This window comes from Ligilactobacillus sp. UO.C109, assembly GCF_026847815.1.
GTDB classification, from domain to species: domain Bacteria; phylum Bacillota; class Bacilli; order Lactobacillales; family Lactobacillaceae; genus Ligilactobacillus; species Ligilactobacillus salivarius.
Genome location: NZ_JAPSFH010000003.1, coordinates 77,727 through 97,602 on the forward strand (window position 1 = coordinate 77,727; position 19,876 = coordinate 97,602).

General features: G+C 31.7%; 22 protein-coding genes. 8 read left to right on the forward strand and 14 right to left on the reverse strand.

Annotated features, from left to right (window positions below):
- Nucleotides 1-143 precede the first annotated feature (143 nt).
- The 4 genes from OZJ21_RS00440 to rpiA all read right to left on the reverse strand — a co-directional run bounded on the left by OZJ21_RS00440 (nucleotide 144) and on the right by rpiA (nucleotide 2,896).
- Nucleotides 144-446: a hypothetical protein gene (locus tag OZJ21_RS00440; RefSeq protein WP_003699490.1), complete on the reverse strand. Its 303-nt coding sequence runs from the start codon at nucleotides 444-446 to the stop codon at nucleotides 144-146.
- A 508-nt stretch (nucleotides 447-954) separates the two neighbouring features.
- On the reverse strand, nucleotides 955-1,479 hold the full coding sequence (locus OZJ21_RS00445) for a hypothetical protein (protein ID WP_268857246.1): 525 nt from the start codon (nucleotides 1,477-1,479) through the stop codon (nucleotides 955-957).
- 69 nt (nucleotides 1,480-1,548) lie between these two features.
- On the reverse strand, nucleotides 1,549-2,196 hold the full coding sequence (gene rpe / locus OZJ21_RS00450; protein WP_011476680.1) for a ribulose-phosphate 3-epimerase: 648 nt from the start codon (nucleotides 2,194-2,196) through the stop codon (nucleotides 1,549-1,551).
- Between the two features lie 16 nt (nucleotides 2,197-2,212).
- A complete protein-coding gene (gene rpiA, locus OZJ21_RS00455; RefSeq protein ID WP_003706781.1) occupies nucleotides 2,213-2,896 on the reverse strand; it encodes a ribose-5-phosphate isomerase RpiA in 684 nt (227 codons plus the stop codon).
- Between the two features lie 236 nt (nucleotides 2,897-3,132).
- On the opposite strand from rpiA, the gene OZJ21_RS00460 reads away from it, so the two are divergent.
- The 5 genes from OZJ21_RS00460 to OZJ21_RS00480 all read left to right on the forward strand — a co-directional run bounded on the left by OZJ21_RS00460 (nucleotide 3,133) and on the right by OZJ21_RS00480 (nucleotide 7,347).
- Nucleotides 3,133-4,008: an ABC transporter ATP-binding protein gene (locus OZJ21_RS00460; RefSeq protein ID WP_003708768.1), complete on the forward strand. Its 876-nt coding sequence runs from the start codon at nucleotides 3,133-3,135 to the stop codon at nucleotides 4,006-4,008.
- A gap of 2 nt (nucleotides 4,009-4,010) precedes the next feature.
- Nucleotides 4,011-4,751 (forward strand): ABC transporter permease, encoded by a 741-nt coding sequence (locus OZJ21_RS00465; protein ID WP_003708766.1) that lies wholly within the window; start codon nucleotides 4,011-4,013, stop codon nucleotides 4,749-4,751.
- 8 nt (nucleotides 4,752-4,759) lie between these two features.
- Complete coding sequence (locus tag OZJ21_RS00470; protein WP_268857247.1) at nucleotides 4,760-5,869, forward strand: sensor histidine kinase; 1,110 nt, start codon at nucleotides 4,760-4,762, stop codon at nucleotides 5,867-5,869.
- Nucleotides 5,870-5,871: 2 nt separating this feature from the next.
- Entirely contained in the window at nucleotides 5,872-6,477 is a 606-nt protein-coding gene (locus OZJ21_RS00475) for a response regulator transcription factor (RefSeq protein ID WP_003699094.1), read from the forward strand.
- Between the two features lie 72 nt (nucleotides 6,478-6,549).
- Complete coding sequence (locus OZJ21_RS00480; RefSeq protein ID WP_003706768.1) at nucleotides 6,550-7,347, forward strand: tyrosine-protein phosphatase; 798 nt, start codon at nucleotides 6,550-6,552, stop codon at nucleotides 7,345-7,347.
- Between the two features lie 121 nt (nucleotides 7,348-7,468).
- Here the strand turns inward: OZJ21_RS00480 and bsh are convergent, their stop codons facing one another.
- From bsh to OZJ21_RS00500, 4 genes are all read right to left on the reverse strand, one after another.
- Nucleotides 7,469-8,443 carry a choloylglycine hydrolase gene (gene bsh / locus OZJ21_RS00485; protein WP_268857248.1) on the reverse strand — a complete coding sequence of 325 codons (975 nt, stop codon included), beginning with the start codon at nucleotides 8,441-8,443 and terminating at the stop codon, nucleotides 7,469-7,471.
- 94 nt (nucleotides 8,444-8,537) lie between these two features.
- A complete protein-coding gene (locus OZJ21_RS00490) occupies nucleotides 8,538-8,762 on the reverse strand; it encodes a hypothetical protein (protein WP_003708758.1) in 225 nt (74 codons plus the stop codon).
- Nucleotides 8,763-8,807: 45 nt separating this feature from the next.
- Nucleotides 8,808-9,041, reverse strand: coding sequence for a hypothetical protein (locus tag OZJ21_RS00495; RefSeq protein WP_268857249.1), 234 nt, complete (start codon nucleotides 9,039-9,041; stop codon nucleotides 8,808-8,810).
- Nucleotides 9,042-9,090: 49 nt separating this feature from the next.
- Nucleotides 9,091-9,348, reverse strand: a complete 258-nt coding sequence (locus tag OZJ21_RS00500) for a hypothetical protein (RefSeq protein WP_109242091.1) — start codon at nucleotides 9,346-9,348, stop codon at nucleotides 9,091-9,093.
- A 380-nt stretch (nucleotides 9,349-9,728) separates the two neighbouring features.
- Here OZJ21_RS00500 and xerS point away from each other — a divergent pair, with 380 nt between their 5' ends.
- A complete protein-coding gene (gene xerS / locus OZJ21_RS00505; RefSeq protein WP_003703247.1) occupies nucleotides 9,729-10,826 on the forward strand; it encodes a tyrosine recombinase XerS in 1,098 nt (365 codons plus the stop codon).
- A gap of 47 nt (nucleotides 10,827-10,873) precedes the next feature.
- Here xerS and aroD read toward each other — a convergent pair whose 3' ends face one another.
- From aroD to OZJ21_RS00530, 5 genes are read right to left on the reverse strand one after another with little or no spacing between them, the layout of a single operon-like run.
- Nucleotides 10,874-11,632 (reverse strand): type I 3-dehydroquinate dehydratase, encoded by a 759-nt coding sequence (gene aroD / locus OZJ21_RS00510; protein ID WP_268857250.1) that lies wholly within the window; start codon nucleotides 11,630-11,632, stop codon nucleotides 10,874-10,876.
- Nucleotides 11,633-11,644: 12 nt separating this feature from the next.
- Complete coding sequence (locus OZJ21_RS00515; RefSeq protein WP_268857251.1) at nucleotides 11,645-12,520, reverse strand: shikimate dehydrogenase; 876 nt, start codon at nucleotides 12,518-12,520, stop codon at nucleotides 11,645-11,647.
- A gap of 20 nt (nucleotides 12,521-12,540) precedes the next feature.
- A complete protein-coding gene (locus OZJ21_RS00520) occupies nucleotides 12,541-14,256 on the reverse strand; it encodes an FAD-dependent oxidoreductase (RefSeq protein WP_268857252.1) in 1,716 nt (571 codons plus the stop codon).
- A gap of 18 nt (nucleotides 14,257-14,274) precedes the next feature.
- Nucleotides 14,275-15,102, reverse strand: a complete 828-nt coding sequence (locus OZJ21_RS00525) for an SDR family NAD(P)-dependent oxidoreductase (RefSeq protein WP_003699078.1) — start codon at nucleotides 15,100-15,102, stop codon at nucleotides 14,275-14,277.
- Nucleotides 15,103-15,130: 28 nt separating this feature from the next.
- Nucleotides 15,131-15,967, reverse strand: a complete 837-nt coding sequence (locus OZJ21_RS00530; RefSeq protein ID WP_268857253.1) for a sugar phosphate isomerase/epimerase family protein — start codon at nucleotides 15,965-15,967, stop codon at nucleotides 15,131-15,133.
- 158 nt (nucleotides 15,968-16,125) lie between these two features.
- On the opposite strand from OZJ21_RS00530, the gene OZJ21_RS00535 reads away from it, so the two are divergent.
- Nucleotides 16,126-17,022: a LysR family transcriptional regulator gene (locus tag OZJ21_RS00535; protein ID WP_069469604.1), complete on the forward strand. Its 897-nt coding sequence runs from the start codon at nucleotides 16,126-16,128 to the stop codon at nucleotides 17,020-17,022.
- A 51-nt stretch (nucleotides 17,023-17,073) separates the two neighbouring features.
- On the opposite strand, the gene OZJ21_RS00540 is transcribed toward OZJ21_RS00535, so the two are convergent.
- On the reverse strand, nucleotides 17,074-18,294 hold the full coding sequence (locus OZJ21_RS00540; RefSeq protein WP_178847300.1) for an MFS transporter: 1,221 nt from the start codon (nucleotides 18,292-18,294) through the stop codon (nucleotides 17,074-17,076).
- A 313-nt stretch (nucleotides 18,295-18,607) separates the two neighbouring features.
- On the opposite strand from OZJ21_RS00540, the gene OZJ21_RS00545 reads away from it, so the two are divergent.
- Nucleotides 18,608-19,807 (forward strand): MFS transporter, encoded by a 1,200-nt coding sequence (locus OZJ21_RS00545; RefSeq protein WP_044005709.1) that lies wholly within the window; start codon nucleotides 18,608-18,610, stop codon nucleotides 19,805-19,807.
- The last annotated feature ends 69 nt before the right edge of the window (nucleotides 19,808-19,876 follow it).

Consider the following 19,876-nt stretch of genomic DNA (forward strand, 5'->3'; position numbering starts at 1 on the left):
CAACTGTAAAATATTTAACAAAAAAACAATCTCTATCATTAAAATAGAGATTGTTGACAGCCAAATCTTTAATCAATTAAGAATACTTAAGTATATCCAAGATAAGTATTAAAATAACAACTTAATTTAATGCTTATAATCACTTATTCGACGGTTTTCATATATGATAATGCGTCGATACCCCTTAATGGTAAATAACTAGAACTAATATTGGATTCATCAATATTAAGAACATAGTCTTCTTGAATGTTTGTAACTAAGTGAGACAAATTGTTAATTTGTTCAGATTCAAAGCGGTTAAAGGATAAATTACGCTTTTTCTTCATAGCATCTTCTAATGCACGGGAAATTGAAATATTTAAGTAATGTCCAGTTTCACTGTTAGAAATACGCCATTCAATCTTATTTTCGTCATTGTTTAACTTGCTAATAATAATTTTATTCATATATAATTACCACCTTAATAAATGTAAATGCTTTCCCTAACTTACAAGTATAACTCTACTCTTATTTACGAATAAAAGCAAGGGTAAAATTGAAAATATAAGTAAATAATTGTTTTTACTTATTTAAAAAGTTGAATATCCATATAATATAAGGATTGGTATGTTAATATAATTGTTTTGATAAAGGATTATTGAATGGAATCAGTTATATAATACAAATTTGCCTTTAAAAACAACAGATCGTAGACAGATTATTAAAATCAAAATTAGGAAATTAATTTCCAATAAAATAAAAAGTTATTTTAACTTTCTGAAAAAATATGATTTTTGATAAACATCAAAATTAATCAATAAAGCTATAATGAGATTATATTACACTGTTTGGTTTTCTCTTTATCCATCTTTATGAAAAACTTACATTTTTTAGAAAGATGAATTAAGGATTAATCATGACAAAAAAGCCCCCTAATCTTTATAGTAAATTGGAGACTTTAAAGTGTATCTATTATTAAACAGTGTTAGAAGATCTTTGATCTAAGAATTTTTTATACTTTTCAACATACCATGGGTAATATGAACGATTATTTTCTTGATAAAATTTTTTATTCTCTAGCATAATGTATCCCAACAACTCATTTTTACCTTTTGTAGTGTTGGGTATAGGCAAAGCATCTTTAACGCTTTTATAGGAAACCAATTTAACTTTTGTTGGGCGTTCTAATTTATAATCTATTTTATGTCCTAATTTCTCGTAGCTAGCAACTCTTGCATTAAAACTAATAACATCCCCAACAACTAATTTTCCTAGCTCAGCAAAGCCTTTTGTGTAGTTGAACCACAGATGATCTGTAACTAGATTGTTATTTATCTTAACATTTTTGAACATAATTGTTGGAGCTAATTTATCTCTATCTAATCCACGCCTATATGTAACTTTGTAACCACACCTTGCATATTCAGCTGTAAAATTGTACCGTTTTTGACTTCCTAATTGAAGTAATTTTTCCCGAACATTCGAATCATGTATAGTCATTTTCCCCCACGCTTTCATCAATATATAAAAATAGAAGATACCACTAATCACAGTAGTATCTTCTATATATTAATTACGTAATTTATTTATTCTTTCAGCATGAGTTTCATTACCAGAATTAAAAACATATGACCCGGCAACTGCAACTGTTGCGCCAGCTTCTCGACATAGTTTAACAGTTTCTTCGTTAATTCCACCATCAACTTCTATATCAAAGTTAAGATTTCGTTCTTCTTTTATTTGATGTAGTTGGCGAATCTTTTCTAATGTTTCTGGTATGAATTTTTGTCCACCAAATCCAGGATCAACTGTCATAACAAGTACTTGATCAACAATTGATAGAACACTTTCAATTGCACTAACTGGTGTTCCTGGATTAATTACTACTTCAGCTTTAGCATTGTTTTTCTTGATTAAATCTAATGCACGATGAATGTGTGGTGTAGCTTCATAATGAACACCTACAATGTCTGCACCGGCTTTTATGAAGTCTTCTACCCAATTTTCAGGGTTATTCACCATCAAATGAACGTCAAAAACCATTTTGCTTTGTGGTCTTAATGCTTTAACTACATTAGCACCAAAAGATAGATTAGGAACAAAATTTCCATCCATAATATCAATATGGAGATATTCAGCACCGGCATCTTCTACTTTTTGTACATCAGCACCTAGATTTAACATATCAGCGCTAAGAATAGAAGGAGCTATTTTCATATAAATTCACCTCGAATTATCTGGCTTCAAGAACCTCAGGGCCATCTTGACGCCCAACAATAACAGTATTTACGATGTCTAAGAATAATCCGTGTTCGACAACTCCTACTTGATTAATTAGGTAATCTCCAAGTTCTTTAGGATTTTCAATTTTACCTAAGTGAAGATCGATAATATAGTTATCAGAGTCTGTATGAAGTAAACTGCCATCTTCATTTTTTCTAAATTCTGGATTTAATCCTTTTTCTTCAAAACGTTTAAAGACAGTACCACTACCATAAGGGATAACTTCAACTGGTAATGGAAATTGTCCTAGATCATCGACCATTTTACTTTCATCGACAATCCACATATTCTTATTAGATTTAGTTGCAACAATCTTTTCGTATAGTAAAGCTGCACCGCCACCTTTAATTCCTTGGAAGTCAGAAGAAATTTCGTCAGCACCATCGATTGTTAAATCAATATGATCAACTTCATCAATATCTTTAATAACAATACCCAAAGACTTAGCTTGTTCAGCTGTTCTAATAGAAGTTGTAACACCAACAATGTCTAGACCTTCTTCGTTTACACGTTTTCCAAGTGCATCAACCATGTATTTAACAGTTGAACCTGTTCCTAGACCGACAATCATGCCATCTTTAATCCATTCAACTGCCTTTGTACCTACTAATTGCTTTAATTCATCTTGGTTCATTAATTATACCCCTTTCAAACATCGCATACCTAAATTATACAACAATTAGTATAGTTCCGGCACCATGAATAGTAAGTATTTTCAAAATTATTCTAATTATTTACTTAATAGTATTAATCCCATGCATCTTAATAGTTCTTATGACAATTGTCATGAAGAGTAATGACTTTCAATTCTACTAACCTTAACTGATTTTGTTTATATTGAAGATGTAATATAGGGAAGGATGATAAATTATGACCACCGCACTTGAAGTAAAAAATATCAATAAAAAATATAAAAATAAAGTTGTTTTAAATGATATTAATTTTTCAATTCAATCTGGAGAAATTGTTGCCTTAATCGGTAAAAATGGTGCTGGAAAATCTACTTTGATCAATATTATTACGAAGTTAATTCAACAAGATAGTGGGCAAAGTAAGATTTTTGAGAAAGAAAAATTTGATAGAAATTTAATTGGAGTAATGATGCAAGAAAATATCTCTTTAGATCGAATAACAGTGAAAGAAATAATTAAATTAACTAGAACATATTATCGTAATCCTATGTCTTATCAAGCAATATTAGCTTTATCAGAGTTACAAAATTATATAAACCACCCTATGGATAAATTATCTGGAGGTCAAAAAAGAAAGCTACAGTTCGCTCTTACTTTAGCCGGAAATCCAGATCTAATTTTCTTAGACGAACCTACTGTAGGAATGGATGCAGAAAGTCGCACTAAATTTTGGGAGCGTATCGATGAGTTAAAGAAACAAGGGAAAACATTTTTAATTACTAGTCATTATCTAGAAGAATTAGAAAAAGTTGCTAATAGGTTTATTTTTCTGCATAATCAAAGAATTATTTTTGATGGTAGTTTAACTGAGATGGGAAAACAGTTAAAAAAGGTTCAAGTAACCTTCAATAGTGAGTTGATAAAAGATATTTTTAATAAATTACCAGCTGTACTTAGAGTAAGTGAATTGAACCACCATTATACACTTATTACAAGTGATGTTAATAGCTTAATAACTCAGTTAGTCCCCTATTTATCAGCAATTGATAATTTAGAAATTAGACAACAAAATTTAGACACATTAATGGACTCTTTAATTAGAAACGAGGAATAATCATGACCAATTTTTTATATCAACTTGAAATTGATTTTAAACGCATAATCCTAAGAAACCCAGCATTCTTCATGTTTGATTTAGCAATGCCTTTGACGTTCTATTTACTTTTTACAAAAGCCTTACCACAATATAGTAATACAATGCAATGGAAGGTAGATTATTTAGTAAGTATGGCTATTTACGGAATTCTACTTGGATCTATTATGACAGTCGCACATACACTAAGTTCCGATATAGACCGTAAATTTACACTATTTATAGATTTAAGCCCTTTTCCTAAATTTATGTATTATATTGAAATGGTCATTATTTTTGAAGTATTAAACTTACTTTGTCTTATAGGAATTGGTTTAGCCGGTATTTTAGTTAATAATCTCACATTACCGACAAAGGTTTGGATACTTTTATTAATTCTAATTCCTATTATGAGCTTGCCTCTTGTTTTATTAGGTATTTTGATTTCATCATTTAAAGATAGTAATGTTATCAATGCTTTAGCCAATATTTTAGTTTTTCCTATGGCAATTTGTAGTGGCTTATGGTGGCCGCTTGGTGTACTCCCACAATGGTTACAAAAAATTGGTAAAGTAACACCAACATACTACATTTCGAATTTATCTAATAACATTTTACATGGGAATAGCATCAACTATAATTCGCTTATAGGTTTAATAATTTGGTTTGTTGTGTTAGTCTTAGCTCTAGAAATTAGTTATATATTTACTTCAAAAAAGGATTGAAAAAACTGATGAAGAAGTTTTTGAAAAAGCACGTATTATTTCCAAGTTACGTAGGACTAGCCCCTTATTTCTGGTTACTATGGTTATTTCCAGCAGTAAGTGTGTTACTTACATTGCCCACTATTATGCGTAATATAACGTTAATTTTACTAATTATTTTTGTCAAAGTTTATAGAGATTGTTTTTTAGCCAGAGATAAAGGAGTAGTTATTAATATTTTTTGTCAATTAATTTTGGCAGCTACACTCTCTTTCTTTGCAAGATATCCATTTTTATATATTTATACGGGCTTCATTATTGGAACTTTTAGTATTAATATGAAAAACGCAAAATTAGTGATTGTTCCTTATTATGTTTTATCTACGATAAGTTTATATCTAGCTTATCCATTACCTAATATGGCAGTGGGAGATGTACCAGCGGCTATTATCAATTATTTATTCATTTTTGGAACAATTCCAGCTTCAAATTCTTTGTCAAAGAGTTATCGTTTAGGAAAACAAAATAATCGTTTAGAATTAATAGCTAGACATAGTGAACGTGACAGAATAGCTCAACAATTACATGATAATTTGGGGCAATCCTTTTCCATGTTAGCTCTAAAAGCTGAATTAGCTGAGAAGTTATTAGAGAAAGATCCAGCATTGGCTAAACAACAATTAAAAGACATTGCAGCGGCTTCTCGTCAAAATTTAGACTTGGTTAGAGAAATTGTAGCAGATATGAAACACTCTACAATACTACAAACTTTGGATATACAACAATCTAATCTGGATAAATCTGGTATAATGCTACATACAAAAAACGAAGAGATTACAGTAGATTGGAATAAGGATATTCAAAATACAATAAGTCAAATTATTACTGAGTTGGTTACTAATGCTATTCGTTACAGTCATGGGAATCTCTTTAGTGTTACTTTTAGTCAGAAGAAAAATCAATATTTAATAACTGTGCATGATAATGGGATTGGTTTTGATAAAAATATATCTTATAAAAATTCATTTGGTTTATCTGGGATAAAAAAGAGAATTGATTATCTAGATGGTAATGTTAATTTTGATAATGACAATGGTGCTAAAATAGACATAAGTATTCCTATTGTAAAGGGTGATTAAGAATGGTCAGTATATTTTTGGCTGAAGATCAGCAAATGTTAAATAGTGCTTTGGCGATGTTACTTGATTTAGAAGATGATTTTTCAGTAGTTGGAACTGAAACAGATGGTCAGGCAGCATTGGAAAAAGTTATTACGCTAAAGCCAGATGTTGCTATTCTGGATATTGAAATGCCAGGACTTTCTGGGCTAGAAATTGCCAAGCAACTTCGCCTAATGAAATTAGATATAAAAATCATAATTTTAACTACATTTGCACGTAGCAAATATTTTAAAGACGCCCTTGCTGCAAGGGTTAATGGATATTTATTAAAAGATAGTCCAAGTGATTCTTTGGTTAATGCAATAAAAACGATAATGAATGGTGATACAGTATTTGATCCTAAACTTGTTACTAGTGTTTTGAACACTGTTGATAATCCCCTAACAGATCGCGAGCAAGAAATTCTGGCAGCTTTAAAAACTTGTGCTTCAACTAAAGAATTGGCACAAAAATTTTTCTTGTCTGAAGGTACTATTAGAAATTATATCTCCTCTATTCTCAGTAAGACAGGAACACGTTCGCGCTTAGAAGCTGTAAATTTAGCTGAAAAACGAAACTGGATATAATAACTTATATTTGGTAATAGGCTTATTTTTTGTTAAAATCATATTTAAAGCCACACTCCATGGAGGGATTATATGGAACAAAAACCACTATTACTAGATATAAAACATGGATTTAATTTTCGTGATTTAGGCAGTTATAAAACATTAGATGGACGTAAGATTAAAAAGCATAAAATTCTGCGTTCTGCTAATTTGGCATATTTGTCTGAACGAGATGTTAACTATTTAGATGACTATGGTCTTAGATATGACGTAGATTTTCGTTCAATATCTGAAAAGGAAGTTGAACCTGATCGGATTAGCAATAATGTTCATTATCATTTTAATCCAGTTTTTTCAGAGGATGAGACTCGTAGTACTAAGAAAGATCAAGAGACTAGATATAAGACCTACAGCAAGATTAAAAATGCTGGTTTTGAGGATATGTTGAAAGCATATAAAGATATTGTACTTACAGATGGAGCTAAAAAAGCATATCGCCAATTCTTCGATTTATTGTTAGCTAATGATAAAGAAAATGAAGCTCTATTGTTCCATTGTACAGCTGGTAAAGATAGAACTGGTATGGGAGCTGTTTATTTGTTAACTGCACTAGGTGTAGATAGTAAAATAATCCATCAAGATTACTTAGCATCTAACATTTATACAGAAACTGTTCGAGCAAAGAAAATAGCTGATGTAAGTGGAATGGGTCCAGTGATGTCCGCGAATATCAAGGCACTATTTGAAGTTAATGAAGCTTATTTAAATCATGCTTTGCAGTTGATGAAAGATAACTTTGGTGGGATAAATAATTATTTGCATACAGAATTGAAGTTGAATGAACAAGAAGTTTCAGATTTAAGAAAGATATATTTGACAGACAAGTAAAGACTTAATGGCTGAATTAAATTCAGCTTTTTTTGTTTTAAAACACTTATAGTTGCAATGTAATTTTATATTTATCATAATAAATAAAACTGGTACCTTACTATGATACCAGTTATTTTGCTTAATTCAACTTATTTATTATTTGTTTTCTTTCAAATGGATATACGACTAACTTATTACCATTCTTATCTTTATTTAAAGTAACAGCCACTATCTGCCTATTTTCATATGTTGTATAATATAACGTTTTGTTGTCCAAATCATAGCAATTCGAATATACAGTATATTCTTCTTTTCCTGATTCTGTCTTATTAACGCCCTTTATCTGTTCTACTGTCCCTAGTATATGGAAAAACTGAGTAATATCTTCTTCTACGGTCGTCCCTTTACTTGAATTTAACTTGCTAAAAGCAGCTCTCACAAAACGAGATTCGGGAGATACATCGCCTGGTAATCCAATACCACCAAAACCAGTGCCGTCTACCTTTAAATCCACGCTATCTGAGAATGTATTTTGTGGTGTATTGATAGATAAGTTGCGATATTTATTCAGATTGTACATCTGATAATTAAATTCTGGATTATTAGTCAATACTCCAATTGGATTATCATAAATATGTACTCCAGATTTAGTTACTTCTACTACGATGGATTTTTCTCTATCAGCAATTAACCAATGTAATCCTGCTAAAGGTAATTGTTCGCTAAAACTAAGATTAATGAGATTTATTCTTTCAACTAAATTTCTTGCTTCATTAACATCGCTACACTGTCCCAGAATCCATGGAATAAACTCGAACGGCGTAATATTATCTTTGTCATTCTCTAAAGCATTGCTATAATATGCATTTCCAGGAAAATTCAATCCTGCCATTCCTAGTCCATCCTCATTAATAGCATCAAAATACAATGGATAATCATTAGCGACAATTCCAACACCTATTAGTGATTTATGATTCTTTATAGCTTTTTCCTTTCTAAATTTAAACTCATACTCAGCCGGAGTAATGATTACCTGCTCACCATATGAAAAATCCAAATCTAAATTTCTTCCAAAATAATTATTATTACCATTTAAAGTAATTGCTGTACACATTTTTATCACTTCCTATAAAAGTATCAATGTCCTTTAATCAATCTAATAATTACTAGTAGTTTTTAATTGTAAAAAGCAGTTTAATAGCTATTATCTATTCTTCATCTACCAAATTCACAATATCACCTTCAAATTTACCATGGACTACTAAACCAGTTATATCTTTGAAAGTACGACATATATGCTCAAAACTATGCACTTCATACACTGTACCATTTTTATCCATTATTTTATCTCCAATTTTAAATTTTTTTGTTCTGGGTACAACAACACTTGAAATATCTTCACTTTCTAAATAAAAAACATCTATAGCTTTCATTAGTATCTCTCCGATCTCTTAAGATCACTTAAATCTAGATCAATATTATTCCTCACTCTTATATAATTCAATTTCATCTATATCACTAAATGAAATATCATTACCATAAGATTTGCTGCCAGTATAATTATAAACTATAATATTATAGCTAAATGCTTCATAATCTACATCCACAATATATAATTTTATCCTTTTACTATTCTTTAAAGTAACTACACACCATTTCCAATTAAAAGCTTTTATAACATCCCAAAGTTTAGTTGCTTTATTTATTTTCATTAATTCTCAACTCCTCCGGTAAAGTTGAAATTGCATGACAGCTTTTTAATTAATTTTTGTTAGGATCTAGTTCAATACTGTCAATATCATCAAAAGCAATCCCATTACCATAAGAATTACTACCTGTAGTGTTATAAACGATAGCTTTTAACTCTGGTTCATCTTCTTCATCATTTCTCTGGAACTCATCATCAACATCAACGATATATAAATTTAATACTCGTCCATCTTTCATACGAACAATAGTCCATGATCTTTCAAAATTATCCAAAACATCATCAAGACTAATTTGAGTTGTAATTTTCATTTTTGAACATCTCCTTCGTTCACAGAAATAACATTATGATTAAATTCACCTTTGTACAGGTACATTACTATACTCTACTTATATTTTATTATACTATTTTCTTTATTGATAAGATTATTTTCGTACAGTAGTTTAATTCAAAAAAGATTACTTTATCTCACATGTAATTTGTCTACATTCCCCTCTTTTTATTATAATACATCTGTATTCCTTAATTAAAAGTCTTTCTTCCACTCTTAAGTAAGACTTATTTCATTACCATTTACCACTTAACATATATATTTACATTATGAATTAACACAAAGTACAAGTTATATTTAATACGAAACTTAAATTTCATGGTATAATACTATTATCAAATGAATGTTCGGAGGATAACTATGCAAAAAGAAGTTGCAAATAAAAAAATCGATGAGTTGCTACATGAGCTCCCTTATTATATGAATGATTTTGTTATTGTAAAAACCGCTGATGAATATTCTCCTAATACTATTCTTGAATACTTGAAGAATTTCCATCAATTTTTGATTTGGTTGATTGAAAATCATTATGTTAACGAAAATAAAACTAGTGACATCGCCCCAGAATCGCTTGATAAGCTTACAGTTCGTACTGCTACTGAATACAAATCTTATCTTTTACGCCGAAAAAAGCAAAATAAAAAAGCTCTTGATAAAAATGGTCATAAAGAAGAGTCTACTGAGACTCTATCTAAAGTAACTATTCAGCGTAATATCACTGCTTTAAAAGTGATCTTTAAGTTCTTAAGCAGAAGTGCTAATAACTCTCAAGAGAAACCTTTTTTAACACACGACGTTATGCAAAGTATTGATAATGTGGCTGATAAGCAAACTCTACAAGCTAGAGCTGATGCCTTAGAAGAAAAGTTATTTTTAGATGATGAAACTGATGAATATCTACAATATATCAAAGAAGTTTATCCTCAGTCATTATCTACTCAAGCTAAGAAATTCTACAATCGCGATGTTGAAAGAGATTTAGCTATCAATGCTTTAATGTTAGGATCCGGTCTCCGTTTATCTGAAGTTGTTAATATCAATATTGAAGATTTAGATTTCGAAAACAATCGAGTTGCTGTACTTAGAAAAGGAAATAAAAAAGATTCTGTCAGAATTGCCGCTTTTGCAATGGAATATCTAGCTAATTATCGTGATATCCGTGCTAGTCGTTATCGTGCAGATAAATATGAAAAAGCATTCTTCTTAGCTATTAGTCGTGGTGGTTCCAAACGCATTACTGGCTCTGCTATTGAAAAAATGGTTTCCAAATACTCTAAAGGTTTCAAAGTCAGAGTTACTCCTCATAAGTTGAGACACACTTTAGCTACTAGATTGTATAAACAAACTAATAACCTTGTTTTAACTGCACAACAATTAGGACATAGCTCAACTGCTACAACTACTCTTTATACTCATATTGATAATGATGAAACTACGGATGCATTGAACTCTTTATAATACACAAAAAAAGAAGTTGAACCAAATTTGATTCAACTTCTTTTTGCTTAGTCAAGCTTTAATGTATCTAAGATTCCTTTTAAGTTAGTACTTTCAATTTGTCCTGGTGCAGAAGCATCGCCTACTGTACCAAATGTTAAGCAAGAACCAAAGACTTCACCACTTATTCTGGTTACTTTGCCTAAGTCTCCCATCGCCATTGTAATTAATGGACAATTTAATTTGTACTTCATGTTATCTGTGGCTAACAATAGATTTAGAACATCACGTGCACTATTAGGCATTACTGCAATCTTAGCAATATCAGCACCGTAAGTCTTCATCAAAGTTAGTCGTCTTTCTAATTCAGAAGTTGCAGGAGTCTTATCGAAGTCATGATTACTCATGATAATATAGATATTATTTTCATGAGCTTCAGCAATAATTTCCTTTAGCTTACTTGTTTTTCTGAATAATTCTAAGTCTAATAAATCTGTTGCCTTTTCTTTAATCAATATGCGACAAATATCGAAATATTCTTCTTCTGATAATTCTTTAACTCCACCTTCGAAATGAGTTCTAAATGTAGTTAATAAAGGCATTTCACCCATAACTTGGTGTAGCTTTTTGGCTGTTTCAACCAACTTTTCAGCATCTTCAACTTGGTCAAAGAAATCTATTCTCCATTCAATTAAATCAGCGTTATTGCTAGACATAATTGTTTCAGCTTGCTTTATAATATCATCACTTGATTTTCCGGTAATTGGAACAGCTATTTTAGGACGGCCCGTACCGAATTCAACATTTCTTACTTTGACTATCCTCATCAAATTCACCGCCTAGTTATCTTCGCTAAATAATAATTCTCTGATATAGTCTACAGGCATATCTTTACCTGTCCATAACTTGAATGCTTCTGCACCTTGTTCTAACATCATACCTAAGCCATTAAGAACATGATCTACGCCAGCTTCTTTAGCAACTTTCATTAATTTTGTTTCTCTTGGTGCATAAACTGTATCGAAAACAATCATATCTTTGTGGAACCAACTAGGATCTTCAACTAATGTCATGTCTTCTAATGGTTTCATACCTACACCTGTAGCATCGCAATAGATATAACTTGAAGCAATTTCCTTCTTAAAATCTTCTTTATCTTCTAGATGATGTAGTGTTGCTTTACAATCTGTTTCACGATTGATGATTTCAACGTTCTTTTCAGCTTGTGCCCATTGAGCATCATCTAAATTGAAGATAGAAATTTCCTTTACCCCATCAAGTGCTGCTTGAATTGCGATTGGAGTACCAGCACCACCAGCACCTGCTAATGTCATCTTCTTACCACGAATATCTAAGCCTTCATCAGCTAGTGACTTCATGAAACCTGTTCCGTCAGTTGTATATCCAGTCAATACACCATTATCGTTTACAACTGTATTTACAGCACCAGCCATTTTAGCTGCGGGATCTAATTTATCCAAATAAGGAATAATCTTTTGCTTATTCGGCATAGATACGTTAGATCCACGCATATCTAAAGTTCTAATTGCATCTACAGCTTTTTCTAGTTTATCATTATCAATTTCAAATGCTAAATATGCATAGTTTAAACCTAATTTAGCAAAAGCATTGTTATGCATTGTTGGTGACATAGAATGTCTAATAGGATATGCCATCAAACCAATTAATAAAGTATGTCCATCGATACGTTCCATTTTAATTATCCCCTTTAAAGTTAATTTTCACTTATTTCAGCTGCTTCTTTTCCTGCTACAAATCCGGAAGAAATGCCCCATGAGTTCATCATACTTGGCATAGAATCGTGCCCATTTGCTCCACCGATTACTTCACCTGCAGCAACTACATTAGCCAATTTATTACCATTTTCAAATTGTAGATGTAGATCTGCATCTGTTACAAATCCACCTAATGTGGTTGCAAAACGATCACGTTGTTCAATGATGTAGAATTCATCGCCTTCATATTCATGTAAGAATTTACTATCTCGGCCAAATTCTTCATCTTTTCCTTGTTTAGCATAGTCATTGTATTTTTGAACAGTTTCACTTAAACCAGCTACATCAATACCTGCTTTTTGTGCAACTTCTTGTAAACTACCCTTCACAAGAATTGGATTACTCTTTCCGTCTTTTGCAAAGTAATCAGCGATTTCACTTTCACTAAAGTCATGTAAGACTAACAACTTGTAAAATTCATCCCATGTTCGCTTATCCATTACTAAGAATGCCACTCTGTCTTTTTGTTTTAAGACTGCATCTCTTAATTCAGCATATACATCAGATTCATTAACGATTCGTTTACCATCTGTATTAACATAAATTGCTCCCATATCAGTAGCAAGTTTAGATGCATATGTTGTTAACTTAGCAATTCCTGGTTCAGTTTCTACCCCATGAGGATATACTTTATACCAGCCTAAGTTTCTTGTCTTCAATTGTAATGGAGCTAAGAATTGATAAGCATCGCCAGTTGATGTCATTGGTCCATAATAGTATAAACCTTGACTTTCCGGTCCACGCATCTTTGTATTAGCACCATAACCACCGGAAGCTAGAACTACGGCCGAGGCAAAAATCTTGGTTGTTTTATGCTTTCCTTCAGTCACAATACCTGTAATCTTATCACCGTCAGTTATAACCTCTTCTACTCGACTATCAAGTAAGATTTGACCACCTTTTTCTTCAAAAGCTTTAGCAACTTTAGTGATAAATTCATAACTACTTGATGTTGGTAATTCAACTTGACGTTCAACTGAATGTTCTGGTGTTTGAGTTTGAGCTTTTCGATATTCTAAACCAGCAAATTCAGAAATAAAATCAATTGCATCACCAATGTTATTTGTCATTAAATTAGTTAACTCAGGAACATTAGTGTCTTTTGATTCACGTCTAACATCATCTGCTAATTTTTCTGGTGTATCATTATCTGCTTCATCACCAAAAATATTCTTAGCAACTTTAGAGCCTGTTGCAGTTACATTAGAACCATTTAGGATTGTAGCTCCACCTAGGTAACCATTTTTTTCTACTAAAATTACTTTCTTTCCTAGTTTTAAGGCACGACATCCAGCAACTAAGCCAGCTTCTCCACCACCGATAACAACAACATCTGTATGCAATTCTTCGGTTACATGAGGAATATCTTTTTTCTTAGAATCAATCTTTACTTCTGCTTCTTCCACCGCATCTTTAGCTGATTTCAAAATTGCATCACTCATGACAGTAGCGCCACTAATTGCATCAATATCAAAACTTTGATTATCAAGAATATCATCTCTTAATTTTGAGAAAACTTGATTAAAGATACCTTTTGTTTCAGAATGTTTCTTTACATCAACATTTACAATTTCTTGATTTTCAACTCCAATTTCCAAATCAATTGGTCCGTTATGCCCTTGAGCTTGAGCAGTAATTACTTTCTTTTCAGTCATATTTTTCACTCCACTAAATTACTTCTTGTGGTGGTCAATTGCATATTGACGACGTCCACCTGGCTTTGGAATCATATCTTGCATCATAATACCGATACCACCATCAACATTGATCTCATCACCATTTGTATAATCTGAACGATCACTTGCTAAGAATAGTACAGTATTAGAAATATCCTTCAATTCACCAATACGCTTGCTTGCTACTAAACGACTACGTCCATCTTCAACTTCCTTATCTTTGTAGAAGTCTTTTGATAATGGAGTTTTAACTAAGCAAGGAAGTACACAGTTACTACGTACACCAAATTGTCCCCATTCAGCTGCTATTTGTTTGGAAATCATGTTTACAGCAGCTTTTGTTGTACTATATGCACCAGAATATGTTTCTGGGAAATGAGAAGCAACTGTTGAAATATGAACCATTGTACCTTTCTTTTGTTTAATCATTTGACGACCAAATCGTTGAGAAGTTAAGAAATAACCATTAATATTAATATTAATTTGTTGTTTCCATTCATCAAATGTTAAATCTTCCAATGGTGAGAAACGAAGAATTGCTGCTGTGTTAACTAATACGTCAACACGACCAAATTTATCAACTACCTTCTTTACAGCTTCATCTACATCATGTTCATCTGTAGAATTACATACAACTGCAAGTGTTTCTACTTTAAATTCATCAGCTAATTCTTTACTTAATTTTTCAACACGTTCTTCAGCGATATCCATCAATACTAATTTAGCGCCTTGTTCAGCAAAGTCATGAGAAAACTTTGTTCCCATACCACCAGCAGCACCTGTAATTACAACAACTTTATCTCTTAATCCTAACCATTCAGTCATAAATATTAACCTCTTTTCTTCAATTCAATTAGTCTAAAATTTCTGGCCAAGCCTCTTTCAAAACTTTTTCTGTATTCTTATAAGTATAATTAGCTACCCAATCAATACCTTTGGACATATAGTTATCAGAAATAACTTCAACACCAACAACTTTTGGATCGATACCAGCTTCCTTGATCATCTTTAAGAATGCTACTGTGTCAGCTTGCCCCACACCTGGAGCTAAACGATCATGCATTGATTCGTCTCTCAAGATTGAATCTGCATATGGTCTTTCATAAGCATCATCAATTTGGATAGAAATAACTTTCTTAGCTTGTTCTTTTGTCAACAAATCATAAGGTTGGTTAGCACGAACCCAGTGCCATGTATCTAATAGCATCATTGCGTTATAACAATCAGCTTTTTGCAATACTTTCCATGTCTTATCTAAGTTTGGTAAACCACTATATGGCATTGGTTCAAGGGCAATAATTAAATCTCCAGCTCTATCACATAATTCTCTAAGTTTTTGTGCGGTATAGTCTACAGGATAATCTTCCATTAAACCTGTATTAATATGCTTTACACCAAATAGTTCACACATATGGAAGCACATTTGTTCCTTATACTTTTGTTCATATGAGCGGGGTTCTTCACACCATTGAACAATGTATTCTACTTCTGTACAAGTGATATTGTATTTATTCAAAATATCTATAATATCTTTATCTGTAAGCCCTTCATTTAAAGCATCTACATATGTTTCGGCTCTTAAACCGATGCCATCATAGCCAGCTTCAGCAGCAGCTTTACAGCGTTGTTCAAATGTACACTTGTCTCCCAATGTCCAAGAACTTATAGTAATAGGATTTTTCTTACTCATAATAAAACCCTCCTCAGAGTTTGTGATTTATTTAATTAATTTTTACACTTTTAATATATATCAATAATTTCTATACGTCTAATTGATATTTTTTCTATAATTGATATAATATTTCTATACGTTGCAATCGTTATCAAAAATTGAAAAGAGGGCCTTTTATGAATTTACAACAATTACAATATCTTCATGTCTTAGCTCAGACTGAGAATTATACACAGGCTGCTGAAATGTTACATATTACACAACCTTCTTTAAGTTACGCGATTAGTTCCTTAGAGAGTCAAGTTAATATCAAATTATTCGAAAAATCCGGTCGAAACATTAAGTTAACTCGTAGTGGGAAAATCTTTGTTGAAGAAAGCTTAGCTGCTATTGAATCACTCAATCGTGCTATTGAAAGAGCTAAGAAATCCGAAAATAACAAAGAAGTTATTAAAATTTCAATGCTACGTTCTATTAGTTCTCACTGGTTACCAGCTACTATTCGAAAATTTTTAGATGATATTCCTGAAGAAAAACAACCTTCCTTCGAATTTGAAAGTGGTATCGGTTTTTCACACTCAATCTTAGATGAATTAAGAGAAGAAAAAGTAGACGTTGCATTCTGTTCAAAGATTGATAACTTGGATGATGTTGATTATTTCCCTGTATATGAACAAAAATTAAAATTCATAACTCCACTTAACCATCCTCTAGCTAATAAAACCAAAATTAATTTGAAAGACACTTTAGACTTTAAATATATTACTTATTCTTCTAATACTGGTTTACGTGCGGAAACTGAACAACTATTTTCAATTTGCGGTGGCACCCCTGATAGTGTCTTCGAAGTTGACGAAGATGAAACTGTAGCTGGTATGGTTGCGGCTAACTTTGGTGTAGGAATTGTTCCAGAAATGCCAATTCTTAGAACATTAGATGTTAAACAAATCCCAATTGAATTTCCTAAGTGGCATCGCTTTATCTACATGGCCACTCTTAAGCGTCATTACCAATCTCCAGCTGCTTTAGATTTCATCAATTTTATTAAGCAAAATTCCGATGCTGGAAAATAATAAGAATCACTAGAATTGAATTCCAATTAATTCATTCTAGTGATTCTTTTTTTAGATGAATTTATACTTGAAGCAACGTACTGCTAAAATTATCATTACGATTATTCCTAATACTGAGACAGCTACATCTAAAACAAATACATGAACTAAACTGGCTGCTGTATCATCTAGGATAAAGGTAGACACAATCGGACCCACAAAATATGTTAAAGCAGCCGCAAAACTATAGTATCCTGTAACTCTCCCTTTTTCTCGTGGAAAATAACGAGATAAAATTGTTAGACCAACTTGCCAAATACCACCTGCTGCAAAGAAACCAATTGCGATACTTGTCAAACGTGCAATTGTTGGAGTTGGATGAACAACCATCACAGCTAACATCGCTGCAGCAACAATTGAATATGTCAATAACACTTTAAATGGATGTACCTTTCTAACTACAGTCGATGTAATAAATACCGAGATTAAAGAAGAAATAGCATACCATGAAATCAACGTTTTAGAAAAAACTGGTGTTGATCCAATAACTTTTTCTGCAAATACTGGTGCATATTGTGAGTACATATAGAATATAAATGATAAAGTAAATCCTAATATTACCATTCCTACCCCATCAATCAAAACAGAAGGCTTATTTGTAGAAGTTTCCAAGATTTCTTTTTGTTCACTAACTGTTTCTTTAACTATTGTTTCATTTTTACCAAAATTAGTTACACTCACTTTTAATAGAAGTAATCCTAGCATCACTGCCATAGCTGGAATAATGATATATGCACTGTGTACTGCTGCAATTACTAACGGTAAGATCGTTTGCGATAATGACATTGAAGCTTTTACTAAAGCATTCATACTAGCAGGTTTCTCTGGAAATTTTTCCGTTAATAAAGGATAGCTACCAGAATCATTAAATGAATTGGCATTACCTAAAAATAAACTACAAATTGAAGCCATCCAAATATTTCTACTTACTAATAAACCTATCAAAAATATGATGTTGGAAATTGTTCCGATAATTATAGTATTTTTTCTACCAAATTTATCCGAAAACCAACCCGCTAATAAAACAGTAATCAAATGTCCTAAACCTAGCATCGAAATAACAATTGAAATTCCTTTTAGATCTGTATGCCATAATTCCATGAACCAACTATGGAATTGAGAAACCAGAATGATTGATGATCCCCAAACGAAATAATTAAAGTATACATAGAAGGCTAATACTGATCTTTTAGCTTTAGGTTGATTTTTCTTACACACAATAGGGAATTCCATTCCGTTCCCCTCCTAACTTGTTATCTTTTTCACATTTATTATACGTTAATTTTATCTATTATTTTTTTAAAATTCCAATAGACTTTATTTATTTTATTTTTCAATTTTATCTATATGTATAATTATTTTATATTTTATATGCTATAAAATTAATATTGTTTACGGTTACTAAAACATTTATAAATAATTAGATTCTATAGAATATTTATATAATTAACTTAAAATATATCAATTAGACAATACAGGATAGATGACTTATATTAAAAATGTAAATAGATTGATAAAAAAATCACAATTAGGTGGGTGGAAAGTTATGAAAAAACAAAATTATGCTGGCGTCGCTGCCAGTGTTTATATCAACTTTGCTTTAGTTGGTATGGCAACAATCATCATTTCACAATACAGTTCTTATTTCCAAAAGGCGTGGAATACTGATGTTAAAGGTATCTCAACTGTACTTTCAGTTGTTGGTATCGGCCGTATCTTAACAATCTTATTTGCCGGTGTTATTTCAGATAAAATTGGTCGTAAAAAAACCATGATTATCGCAATCACTTCCGATATTATTTTCTTATTAGGTGCTGCATTTGCTCATAATCTCTTTATGGCTTGTGTTGCTGCTTTATTCTTTGGTGTTACTAACTCCTTTGGTGATTCAGCTTGTTACCCAGCCCTAACAGATGCTTTCCCAGAAAAATCAGCTACAATGAACTCATTAGTTAAAGCTGCTATGTCATTATGTCAATTCTTGTTCCCATTCTGGGTAGCTTCTGTTTCAAATGCTAGGTTAACTGCAATTATTTTAGCTGTCGCATTATTCTTAGATATTTTACTTGTTATGTGGACACCATTTGCTCCTCATGATGAAAGCAAAAAGACTGAACCAAAGGCTGAAGTTAAGCAAGAAACAACAACTGTTTCATCAGCTAACCAACCAAAAATGGCAATTGATGGTTCCCTAATCATCGCTCTAGGTTTTACAATTTGTTTCACTTTCTACGTATTCTCACAATATATTCCAAACTTTGGAATCAACGTATTAGGTGTTGCACCTGCAACTGCTAAAACTCTATTATCTTGGTACGCAATGTCATCTATGATTTCTGTTTTTGTGACTGCTATTGTTGTTACAAAAGTTAAGCGTTTAACTTTAATCTTACTTTACTCAACATTATCAGCACTTGGCTTATTATTGATGGTACTTTCACCATCTCTAATGACTGCACGTATCGGTAGTATCGCAGTTGGTTTCTTTGGTGCTGGTGGTATCTGGCAAGTTGGTCTATCTGTATTAACAAGTTACTTCCCTACTGGTCATGGTAAGTTGACAAGTTACTATAGTTTCATGGCTTCCTTGACATACTTCTTAGGACCTTTGTTATCCAGTTTCGTAATTAGTGACACTGCAGCAAGTGTACTAAGTGTATTCTGGATTACAGCAGTCGATACTATCATCACTGTTGTTGTAACACTTCTACTTATTCAACGTAGTCGTAAATTTGATGTTGAATAATTGAATTATTAGTACAAAAATACCACTAAATCATAGTTATCAAAACTATTGATCTAGTGGTATTTTTTA

Excerpts from the sequence above, each read along its gene's own strand:
- OZJ21_RS00440 (WP_003699490.1), bottom strand. The coding sequence starts at position 446 with ATGAATAAAATTATTATTAGCAAGTTAAACAATGACGAAAATAAGATT.
- OZJ21_RS00445 (WP_268857246.1), bottom strand. The coding sequence starts at position 1,479 with ATGACTATACATGATTCGAATGTTCGGGAAAAATTACTTCAATTAGGA.
- rpe (WP_011476680.1), bottom strand. The coding sequence starts at position 2,196 with ATGAAAATAGCTCCTTCTATTCTTAGCGCTGATATGTTAAATCTAGGT.
- rpiA (WP_003706781.1), bottom strand. The coding sequence starts at position 2,896 with ATGAACCAAGATGAATTAAAGCAATTAGTAGGTACAAAGGCAGTTGAA.
- OZJ21_RS00460 (WP_003708768.1), top strand. The coding sequence starts at position 3,133 with ATGACCACCGCACTTGAAGTAAAAAATATCAATAAAAAATATAAAAAT.
- OZJ21_RS00465 (WP_003708766.1), top strand. The coding sequence starts at position 4,011 with ATGACCAATTTTTTATATCAACTTGAAATTGATTTTAAACGCATAATC.
- OZJ21_RS00470 (WP_268857247.1), top strand. The coding sequence starts at position 4,760 with ATGAAGAAGTTTTTGAAAAAGCACGTATTATTTCCAAGTTACGTAGGA.
- OZJ21_RS00475 (WP_003699094.1), top strand. The coding sequence starts at position 5,872 with ATGGTCAGTATATTTTTGGCTGAAGATCAGCAAATGTTAAATAGTGCT.
- OZJ21_RS00480 (WP_003706768.1), top strand. The coding sequence starts at position 6,550 with ATGGAACAAAAACCACTATTACTAGATATAAAACATGGATTTAATTTT.
- bsh (WP_268857248.1), bottom strand. The coding sequence starts at position 8,443 with ATGTGTACAGCAATTACTTTAAATGGTAATAATAATTATTTTGGAAGA.
- OZJ21_RS00490 (WP_003708758.1), bottom strand. The coding sequence starts at position 8,762 with ATGAAAGCTATAGATGTTTTTTATTTAGAAAGTGAAGATATTTCAAGT.
- OZJ21_RS00495 (WP_268857249.1), bottom strand. The coding sequence starts at position 9,041 with ATGAAAATAAATAAAGCAACTAAACTTTGGGATGTTATAAAAGCTTTT.
- OZJ21_RS00500 (WP_109242091.1), bottom strand. The coding sequence starts at position 9,348 with ATGAAAATTACAACTCAAATTAGTCTTGATGATGTTTTGGATAATTTT.
- xerS (WP_003703247.1), top strand. The coding sequence starts at position 9,729 with ATGCAAAAAGAAGTTGCAAATAAAAAAATCGATGAGTTGCTACATGAG.
- aroD (WP_268857250.1), bottom strand. The coding sequence starts at position 11,632 with ATGAGGATAGTCAAAGTAAGAAATGTTGAATTCGGTACGGGCCGTCCT.
- OZJ21_RS00515 (WP_268857251.1), bottom strand. The coding sequence starts at position 12,520 with ATGGAACGTATCGATGGACATACTTTATTAATTGGTTTGATGGCATAT.
- OZJ21_RS00520 (WP_268857252.1), bottom strand. The coding sequence starts at position 14,256 with ATGACTGAAAAGAAAGTAATTACTGCTCAAGCTCAAGGGCATAACGGA.
- OZJ21_RS00525 (WP_003699078.1), bottom strand. The coding sequence starts at position 15,102 with ATGACTGAATGGTTAGGATTAAGAGATAAAGTTGTTGTAATTACAGGT.
- OZJ21_RS00530 (WP_268857253.1), bottom strand. The coding sequence starts at position 15,967 with ATGAGTAAGAAAAATCCTATTACTATAAGTTCTTGGACATTGGGAGAC.
- OZJ21_RS00535 (WP_069469604.1), top strand. The coding sequence starts at position 16,126 with ATGAATTTACAACAATTACAATATCTTCATGTCTTAGCTCAGACTGAG.
- OZJ21_RS00540 (WP_178847300.1), bottom strand. The coding sequence starts at position 18,294 with ATGGAATTCCCTATTGTGTGTAAGAAAAATCAACCTAAAGCTAAAAGA.
- OZJ21_RS00545 (WP_044005709.1), top strand. The coding sequence starts at position 18,608 with ATGAAAAAACAAAATTATGCTGGCGTCGCTGCCAGTGTTTATATCAAC.